This window comes from Acidovorax sp. HMWF029, from assembly GCF_003060895.1.
Classification (GTDB): Bacteria; Pseudomonadota; Gammaproteobacteria; order Burkholderiales; family Burkholderiaceae_C; genus Acidovorax.
Genome location: NZ_QAIH01000288.1, coordinates 2,705 through 3,446, shown reverse-complemented (window position 1 = coordinate 3,446; position 742 = coordinate 2,705). Strand labels below are relative to the sequence as shown.

Sequence of the window (742 nt, the reverse complement as noted above, 5' to 3'; positions counted from 1 at the left end):
GTCGGTGGTTTCGTGCAGGTCGATGTGGGCGGCAAGCTGGCCGTATTGGGCCTGGTGCTGTGCCACCAGGCGCATGAGGGCGGCGGATTCCTGCGCGGGCGAGCCCTCCTTGAACGAGCGGTTGGGGTCGATGGCGTCGAAGTTCCAGCGCTGAATGCGCTCATACGCCCACGGGCTGACGCAGGGCACCACCAGCAGGTTGGCGCGGCCCGCAAACTCGGCGGCATGTTGTTGTGCAAAGCGCAGCGCGCCGTGCACGCCGCTGGTTTCGTAGCCGTGCACGCCGCCGGTCACCAGCACGCTGGGCAGGCCGGGCTGCCAGTGGCGGCTGCGCAGGGCCTGCAGGGGGAAGTGTTCGGGCGCGTGGTGGGCGTTGGCATAGGCCACCTCACCGTAGGGCTGCACATCCCACTGGTTGCGCAGGGCGTCGATGGCGCGCAGCACATCGTCGGCATGGCTGCGCTGGCGCACCTGGCGCGCGCGCCACTGGTCGCGTTCGGCGTCGCCCCAGGGTTGGCCGGGCGTGCCGATGGGGTAGGTGTGGTTTTCTTGCATGGTGCGTGGCTGCGTAGATATTGGATGGATTGCCCAGGGAGAGCCTGGGGCGGTGCAGGGCGTTCATAGAATACCGCGATGCCCTTCCCCCTGATCCGGCCCCTGCGGCTGGCCACCTCGTCCCTGGTTCTGCTGCTTTGCGCCCTGGCGGCCCATGCACAGAACGCCCCTTCACCCGCCACCGCAT

At 68.7% G+C, this 742-nt stretch carries 1 protein-coding gene; it reads right to left on the bottom strand.

From position 1 onward, the window contains the following. Nucleotides 1-555: succinylglutamate desuccinylase/aspartoacylase family protein (locus DBR12_RS20085; RefSeq protein ID WP_146185585.1), on the bottom strand; the 555-nt coding region annotated here is incomplete at its 3' end. Nucleotides 556-742 lie beyond the last annotated feature (187 nt).